Here is an 8,281-nt window from a genome sequence, read left to right as displayed (position 1 = left end):
CGACGGCCGGTGGGGTGCTGCGGGCGGGCCGGTCCGGTGCCGGTGCCGGTGCCGGCGGGGGGCGCGGGGGTGTGCTGTGCGGCGGGGAGGGCGGCGGGGTGCTGTGCGCCGGGGCGGTGCCCGGCGGGGTCGGCGGGTTGCAGCCGGTCGGCGGAGGGGTCGCCGGGTGCGGCGTACGCACCGGGGGCCTCCCCCGTACGGGAGGGGTCGCCGCCGGGGTCCGCGGGGTTGCCGTACGCGTCGGACCGGCCCGGGTCGCCGGGTCCGGCGGGCCCGTTGCCGGGGTACGCCCCGGGGGCACCCCGGCGCCGGCCGGGGCCGCGGCGGGGCGCCGCGGCGTCGTCGTACTCGCCGGGCCCCGGCGTGTACGCGGGCCCGGCCTGTTCGCCGGGGGCCGCGGCGTCGTCGTACCCGGCGGGGGTGTGGCCCGTACGCGAGGGGTGGTCGCCCAGCTCGGCCGGGGCGCCGGGGCCCGGGCCGGCGCCGGTGCCGGCGTGCGCGGTGGGACCGCCGGGGGCCATCGGCCCGTGGCCGCCGGACGCACCGGGCCCCCGCGGCCCCGCCTGCCCACCGGGTCCGCCGAGTCCTCCCGGCCCGCCCGGCCCGCTGGGTCCGGGTCCGCTGGGTCCGGGTCCGCTGGGTCCGGGTCCGCCGGGTCCGGGTCCGCCGGGTCCCGTGGGTCCGCCGGGCCCTGTTGGGTCGTCTGGTGCCTGGGGCCCGCCGGGGCCCTCTGTTCCCGCGTGTCCGCCTGAGCCCATCGGCCCGCTCTGGCCGCGGAGCCCTCCGGGCTGCGCCGGTCCTGCCGGTCGTCCGGACCCCATGGGGTCGCCCGGTGCCGCCTGCTGACCGGGCCCTCCGGGCCCCGGTCCGCCGGGGCCCATGGGTCCGCCCGGTGCCGCCGGCCCGCCGGGTCCGCGGAGTCCTTCGGGTCCCGTGGGCCCGCCCGGCCCTGTTGGGTCGTTTGGTGTCTGGGGCTCGCCGGGGCCTTCCGTTCCTGCGGGTCCGCCCGGTCCCGTTGGCGCGCCCTGGCCGCGGAACCCTCCGGGGTGTGCCGGTCGTCCGGGTCCCGCAGGGTGGCCCGGTGCCGCCTGCTGACCGGGCCCTCCGGGTCCGGGTCCGCCGGGGCCCAGGGGTCCGCCCGGTGCCGCCGGCCCGCCGGGTCCGCGGAGTCCTCCGGGCCCGGCCGGTCCGCCGGGTCCGGGTTCTCCGGGCCCCATGGGTCCGGCCGGCCCTGTTGGGTCGTTTGGTGTCTGGGGCTCGCCGGGGCCTTCCGTTCCTGCGGGTCCGCCCGGTCCCGTTGGCGCGCCCTGGCCGCGGAACCCTCCGGAGTCTGCCGGTCCAGCGGGTCCCATGGGGCCGCCCGGTGCCGCGTGCCCGCCGGGCCCACGGGGTCCTCCGGGGCCCGGTCCGCCGGAGCTCATGGGGCCGCCCGGTCCCGTGGGGTCGTACGGCCCCTCGGGCCTGCCGGGCCTGCCGGGCCCTCCGGGGCCCGCTGGCCCTGCGGGGCCCATACGTCCGCCGGGTGTCGCCTGCTGGCCGGGGCCGCCGAGTTCTCCGGGGCCCGCCGGTCCGCCGGGTCCGGGTCCGCCGGGGCCCAGGGGTCCGCCCGGCCCCCCCGGCCCCATGGGCCCGCCCGGGCCCGTCGGGTCGTCCGGTGCCTCGGGTCCGCCCGGGCCGCCCGCCGCCCCACCGGGGCCGACCGGGCCGCCGTGACCGCCCTGCCGCTCTGCCGCGCTCATCCCGTCCGCGGCGCCTTGTCCGCCGGTCGCCGGCCCGGGGCCGCCCGGGCCGCCGTAACCGCCCTGCTGCTCTGTCGCGCCCAGCCCGTCCGGAACACCCTGTCCGCCGGCCCCGGGTCCGGCCGCTCCCGCGGGTCCACGTCCTACGGGCCGGCGCCGCGCTCCCGTCGACGGCTCACCCGTCTCCGCACGGTCCCCCTGCTGCCGGCTGCCCGGCCCCTGTCCCACCGGCCGCCGCCGGCGCCCGCGGCCCTGCGTCCCGGGGAGGGCGTGCCCGAGTGCCGCGGCGCCGGTCTCGCCCGTACCGCTCTCCCCGGCGCCGCCGCCCGTACCGTCCACCGGTGCGTCCACGCCACCGGCCGTACCGCCAGCGTCGTCCTGCACCCCGCCGGGTCCGCCCGGAACGTGCGCACCGCCACCCGGCGCCGGCGCACCGCCCTCACCGTCGTACGCGACCGGCCCCTCACCCGGAGCCGCCCGCCGCCGGTGCCCGGCCGCCCCGCTCGTACCCTGCGGCGGCGTCGGGCCACCGGGAGCCGCCGGCCCGGCGAGGCCACCGACCGGGTCGGGCGCCGCCGCCCCCGGCGTACCGTGCCCCGGCGTGTGCCCCTGCTCCTGAACAACCGCCGGCCCACCAGCCTCCCGCACCCCGGCCCCGCGACCGCCTACCGCACCCGCACCGCCGTGCCCCGCACCGCCGTCCGTACCCTGCTCAGCCCCCGGCCCCGCCGCCGGAGCACCCTCCGCAGGCCCCCCGGCTCCAGCCCCGGCCCCCGCCGGCACCCCCGCCGCCGGCGTCGCCCCCCGCCGCCGCCGGCCCGTCCCCGTACCGCCCACACCCGTACCGCGCGCGGGCGTCTCCGCACCGTCGCCGGACTCCGCCGCCGGGGCGGCGCGACGCCGCCGTCCACCGGCCGTACGCCCACCGCCGCCCGTACCGCCCCCGGCACCACCGGCACCACCAGCACCACCGGCACCCCCGGCACTGCCAAACCCGCCGGCTCCCCCCAGCCCGACCAGCTCCCCCGACTCCCCCGACTCCCCTGACTCCCCCGACCCACCGGCCGCACCGCCCGACGCCGCACCGCCCGAGACAGCAACCCCCCGACCCAGCGCATCCCCGCCGGGCATCACCGTCGTCTCGTTCCCCGTCTCGCGCCCGCGCCCCGAGGTCTCCCTGCTCCGCGCCGCCCGCGCCGCCGGACCGGAGGCCTTCACCGGCACCTCAAGCAGGTACGCGCCACCGTTCTGCCCCGGTACCTCGTGCGTCTGCAGGAGCCCGCCGTGCAGCAGGGCGACGCCCCGGGCCAGCGGCTCGTGCACGGAACCCGGCCCCCCGGCCGCGCCCCTGCCACCAGCCCCAGTCCCCGCACCAGCACGAGAGCCAGAACCAGAACCAGAACCATCCCCAGCCCCGGAACCGGCACCCCCCGGCCCCCGCGGCCCCTGCACCTCTATCCGCACCACATCCCCCCGCTGCGCCGCCGCCACCACGACCGGCGCGTCCGACGCCCCCGCCGTCCGCTGCCCCGTGGCGTCGACCCCCGCGACCTCCGCGATCAGGTGCGCCAGCGCCAGCGCCAGCCACCGCCCGTCCGCCTCGATGTCCAGCCGCGGCGCGTGCACCACGAACTGCGCCCGCCCCGGCCCGATCAGCTCGTCCGCGCCCTCGGTCGCGGCGTGCACCACGTCCTCGACGTTCACCGTCTCCACCGCCAGCCGCTCCTTGCCGGAGTCCAGCCGCTGGAAGTCGAGCACGCTGTCGATGAGCGCCGTCATACGCCCGTACCCGGCGGAGAGGTGGCGCAGCGTCTGGTTGGCCTCGGGCCACAGCTGCCCGGCCGGGTCGTCGACCAGGGTGTCCAGCTCCGCGCGTAGCGTGTCGAGCGGACCGCGCAGCGCCACGTCGAGCACCGCCTGGAGCTGCGCGAGCCGCGTCTCCAGCGCGTCGCGCCGCCGCCGGTCGGTGAAGGCGAGGACGGCGCCGACGAGTTGGTCGCCGTCGCGCACCGGGGCCGTCGTCATGTCCACCGGCACCGGCTGCCCGTCGCGTCCCCACAGCACCTGGCCGCGTACGCGGTGCTTGCGCCCGGAGCGCAGGGTGTCGGAGATCGGGGTCTCCTCGTACGGCAGGGGGGTGCCGTCGGGGCGGGAGTGGTGGATGAGGGGGTGGAGGTCGGCGCCGCCGAGTTCGCTGGCGCGGTAGCCGAGGATCTGCGCGGCGGAGGGGTTGACGAGGACGACCTTGCCGGTCGTGTCCGTACCGACGATGCCCTCGGCGGCGGCGCGCAGGATCATCTCGGTCTGCCGGCGCTGCCGCTGCAGCTCCGCCTCGGCCTCCGCCGTGCCCGTGAGGTCGCGTACGACGAGCATCAGCAGCTCGTCGCCCGTGTAGTGGTGGCCGGGCGCGTACGGGGACTCGCCGCCCGGGCCGTCCTCCAGGTCGGCGCTGGTGACCTCGGCGGGGAAGTCGCTGCCGTCGGTGCGGCGGGCGGCGGTGCGCATCGGCTTCGTGCGCTCGTCGGCGTCGGCGCGGGCCCGCGTGTCCGGGGCCACGGAACCCGTGGCGTCGCCGCCGCGGGGGCGACGCATGGAACCGGGGATGAGCTGCGGGTCGAAGTCGGGCAGCAGGTCGAGCAGTCCGCGGCCGACGACCGCGCCGCCGGGGCGCTCGAAGGTCTCCAGCGCGACGCGGTTGGCGGCGACGACGGTGCCGTTGGTGTCGACGAGGAGGAGCGCGTCGGGGAGCGCGTCGAGTATGGCGGCGAGGCGAGCAGCGCCTCGGGATGGCCTGCTGCTCACGACGAACTTCCTCCTCGACTACCGTTCTTGCTGTGCACTGCGGCCGGCCCCCGTGCCGTCGCGCATCCTCGTCCGCGGTGCCGTCCGTGCCTCGCCCCGCGTCCCGTCTGCGTCCCGTACGCGCACCGTGCGCGCCGGTGGCCGTGCCACGAGAGGATTCTACGGTCCCCCGTTGCCCGGGGGACGGCGGATGAGAATCGTCACGCCGCCGCCACAACTCCGCCGGGCCGCGGCGCCAGGTGGGCCGGGTGCGGGCCGGGTATCGTGCGGTCCGCGTGGATACGGGGCGTCTGGTGCGCACCCGGGCGCTGCCGGGCTCGCGTGGTGCGCCTGCCCGGCACATGGGGCAGGCTACGTGACGAACACGTGGCCGAGTGGTGGGAAACGGGGCGGCATGACGACAGAACACGACGAATCCGGCACGTTCGAGAGACCTCGCCTCCGCCGCGTCGTCTCCACCGGCGCCGACCACCGCGTCACCCCCGCCGAGCTGTTCTTCGACCTCGTCTTCGTCTACGCCTTCATGCAGGTCACCGCCCTGCTCGCGGAGGACCCCACGCCCATGCGGCTGCTCGGCGGCGGCGTCGTGCTCGCGCTGCTGTGGTGGTGCTGGTGCTGCTTCGCCTGGCTCGGCAACGTCGTACGCGCCGACACCGGCCCCCTCCTGGGCGTGCTGCTGGCGGCGATGGCGGCGGTGCTCGTCGTGTCCCTGACCCTGCCCGAGGTCTTCGCCGGCGGGGACGGCGACATCAACGCCCCGCTGGTCTTCGTCCTCTGCTACGGCGCGCTGCGCGTCCTGCACCTCGTCGCGTACTGGGTGGCGCATCCCGGCGACGACCGGCTGCGCGCCACGATCCGCGCCACCGCGCTCACGTCCGTCGCGCCGCCGTTCGTGCTGCTGGTCGTCGGCAGCTTCTTCACCGGCTGGGCACAGATCCTCATCTGGCTCGCCGCGGTCGTCATCGACTACGCCGCCATCTACGTCACCGGCGGCTCCGGCTGGCGCGTCACCTCGCCGGCGCACTTCGCGGAGCGGCACGGGCTGATCGTCATCATCGCGCTGGGCGAGTCGATCGTGGCCGTCGGCGTCGCGGTACGGGGCTACCCGGCGACGTACGGCGTGCTGGCCGCCGCGGCCGCCGGGCTGCTGGTCTCGGCGGGGCTGTGGCGGCTGTACTTCCACCGGGTCGCTGAGCCGGCGGAGGAGCGGCTGACGGAGGCGGCGGACGACGCGCGGACGCGGCTGGCCCGCGACGTGTACACCTTCCTCCACCTGCCGCTCGTCGGCGGCGTCGTGCTCTCGGCGCTGGGCGTGAAGGAACTGCTGCACCAGATCGCCGACACCGGGCACTACGACCTCTCCGAGCCGCTGCACGGCGTCGGCGCGTGGGCGCTGGCAGGCGGCGTCGGGCTGTTCCTGCTGGGCGCGGCGGCGATCCGGTGGCGTACGGGCGGCCGGGCGCCGGCGGTGCTGGCGGTGGGCGCGGCGGTGTGCCTGGCGGCGGGGCCGGCGGTGGAGCAGATACCGGGGCTGGTGGCGCTGGGGGCGCTGGCGGTGGTGACGGCGGCGGTGGTGGGGCTGTACGGCCGGGAGGCGGGCGGAGCGACGCCGTAGTCCGTACGCCGCCTCTGCCCATTCCTGCGCCGACTCCTGCCCCCGACTCCTGCACCCGCCCCCTGCACCCGACTTCTCCGCCCACCCCTGCCTACCCCTGCCCACCCCTCTGCCCAGGGCGAATCTGCCCCCGGCAAAGATCCCTCCCCTCGGACCGCCTCCCCGCCGACCGTGGAAGCAACGCAACGCACATCCACGAGGGAGGCACGATGACCCCACCGCCCCGCACCACCCCACCGCCCCGCACCACCCCACGGCGACGCACCGCCTGGGGGCCCACCGCGTCGGGACCCACCGCCCGCGGGCTGGACCTGGCGCCCCGCGCCGAGGAGGAAGACGCGCCGGCCCCGTCGCGGTTCGACGACCACCTGGCCGCCCAGCTCCTCGGCCAGCGCATCGTCCTCCTCGGCACCGAGGTCACCGACGCCTCCGCGAACCGCGTCTGCGCGCAGCTCCTCCTCCTCTCCGCCGAGGACCCGCGCACCGACATCGCGCTCTACGTCAACAGCCCCGGCGGCTCCGTCCACGCCGGCCTCGCCATCTACGACACGATGCGGCTGATCCCCAACGACGTGGCCACGCTCGCCATGGGCTTCGCCGCCAGCATGGGGCAGTTCCTGCTCACCGTCGGCACGAAGGGCAAGCGCTTCGCGCTCCCGCACGCGCGGATCATGATGCACCAGCCCTCCGCCGGCATCGGAGGCAGCGCCGCCGACATCGAGATCCAGGCGGACAACCTCGAATACAGCAAGACGCTCATGGAGCAGCTCCTCGCCGAACACACCGGCCAGGACCAGGCGACCATCTCGCGCGACGGCGACCGCGACCGGTGGTTCACGGCGGAGCAGGCGAAGGAGTACGGGATGGTCGACCACGTCGTCGAGTCGCTCGCCGACGTGCGCCCGGCCGGTTCGAAGCGACGGATGGGGCTGTGACGATGAGCCAGTACACGATTCCGAACGTCGTGGAGCGCACCGCGCACGGCGAGCGCGCGTCCGACATCTACAGCCGGCTGCTCTCCGAGCGGATCATCTTCCTCGGTACTGAGATCGACGACGGCGTCGCGAACGTCGTCATCGCCCAACTCCTGCACCTGGAGTCGGCGAGCCCCGGCAGCGAGATCGCCGTCTACATCAACTCGCCCGGCGGCTCGTACACCTCGCTCATGGCCATCTACGACACCATGACGTTCGTCGGCGCGCCCATCTCCACGTACTGCGTGGGCCAGGCCGCGTCGACGGCGGCGGTGCTGCTGGCGGGCGGGGAGAAGGGGCGGCGCTTCGTCCTGGAGCACGCGCGGGTGCTGCTGGGGCAGCCGGCGAGCGGCGTGCGGCGCGGGACGGTGTCGGACCTCAGCCTGGAGGCGAAGGAGATCCTGCGGATCCGGACGCAGATGGAGGAGGTGCTGTCGCGGCACACGGGCCACGAGGTGGCGACCCTGCGCGCGGACACCGACCGGGACAAGGTGTTCACCGCGCAGGAGGCGGTGGCGTACGGGCTGGCGGACCAGGTGATCAGCAAGCGGCAGCTGTAACGGCGGTCCGGGAGGCGAACGGCGGGGCCGGACCCCGCCGTTCGCCGTGCGCTGTGCGCCGGTCCGTCAGGCGGCGAGCCGCACGTCCCCGGGCCCGGACCCGGACCCGGCCCCATGCCCGTGCCCGTGCCCGGACCGCGACCCGGTGCGGGAACGGGCGGAGGACAGCTCGGTGACGGACGAGACCACGGTCGTCCGCCCGCCCGCGCCGAGGCGGACGATCTCGCCGTGGACGAGCACGAGCAGGTCGGCGAGGCGCAGCCCGAGCGCCTGCGCGGCGGCGGCGAGGACCTCGGACGACGCCTCCTTGAGGCCGCGTTCGACCTCGGAGAGGTACGGCATGGAGATGCGCGCGGCGTCGGCGACGTCCTTCAACGTACGCTCCTGGGCCAGCCGCTCCCGCCGCAGCACGCCCCCGACGACCTGCCGCCAGAGGGGCTCGCGCCCGTCGTCCGGCTCGGTCGCGGGCGGGCGCAGGGGGAGGATGCGGGCCTGGTGGCGCGGCGCGTGATGGGTCACCGTCCCAGCGTAGGAGCCCGGCGGCGGAAGGGAAGGGCCGGGCGGTCTGCTGACGGCAGAATCGCTGAACGC

Annotated in this window: 5 protein-coding genes; 3 read left to right on the top strand and 2 right to left on the bottom strand. The window is 77.3% G+C overall.

The annotated features are described in order from the left end of the window. A partial coding sequence (locus ABD317_RS05225) for a PAS domain-containing protein (protein WP_344288284.1) occupies positions 1-4,541 on the bottom strand: 4,541 nt, incomplete at its 3' end. Between the two features lie 394 nt (positions 4,542-4,935). On the opposite strand from ABD317_RS05225, the gene ABD317_RS05220 reads away from it, so the two are divergent. The 3 genes from ABD317_RS05220 to ABD317_RS05210 all read left to right on the top strand — a co-directional run bounded on the left by ABD317_RS05220 (position 4,936) and on the right by ABD317_RS05210 (position 7,690). Further along, positions 4,936-6,156, top strand: a complete 1,221-nt coding sequence (locus ABD317_RS05220; protein ID WP_344288282.1) for a low temperature requirement protein A — start codon at positions 4,936-4,938, stop codon at positions 6,154-6,156. A 209-nt stretch (positions 6,157-6,365) separates the two neighbouring features. Beyond that, a complete protein-coding gene (locus ABD317_RS05215; protein WP_344288281.1) occupies positions 6,366-7,091 on the top strand; it encodes a ClpP family protease in 726 nt (241 codons plus the stop codon). Between the two features lie 2 nt (positions 7,092-7,093). Continuing rightward, positions 7,094-7,690, top strand: coding sequence for a ClpP family protease (locus ABD317_RS05210; protein ID WP_344288292.1), 597 nt, complete (start codon positions 7,094-7,096; stop codon positions 7,688-7,690). Positions 7,691-7,756: 66 nt separating this feature from the next. Here ABD317_RS05210 and ABD317_RS05205 read toward each other — a convergent pair whose 3' ends face one another. Next, on the bottom strand, positions 7,757-8,209 hold the full coding sequence (locus ABD317_RS05205; RefSeq protein ID WP_344288279.1) for a helix-turn-helix domain-containing protein: 453 nt from the start codon (positions 8,207-8,209) through the stop codon (positions 7,757-7,759). Between the last annotated feature and the right edge of the window lie 72 nt (positions 8,210-8,281).

This window comes from Streptomyces synnematoformans (genome assembly GCF_039531005.1).
Lineage (GTDB): Bacteria > Actinomycetota > Actinomycetes > Streptomycetales > Streptomycetaceae > Streptomyces > Streptomyces synnematoformans.
Note: the sequence above shows the minus strand (reverse complement) of the source record. Positions and strands in the feature narration are given on the sequence as shown.

Bases quoted from the DNA above. Each gene is read 5' to 3' on its own strand.
- ABD317_RS05220 (WP_344288282.1), top strand. From the start codon at position 4,936: ATGACGACAGAACACGACGAATCCGGCACGTTCGAGAGACCTCGCCTC.
- ABD317_RS05210 (WP_344288292.1), top strand. From the start codon at position 7,094: ATGAGCCAGTACACGATTCCGAACGTCGTGGAGCGCACCGCGCACGGC.
- ABD317_RS05215 (WP_344288281.1), top strand. From the start codon at position 6,366: ATGACCCCACCGCCCCGCACCACCCCACCGCCCCGCACCACCCCACGG.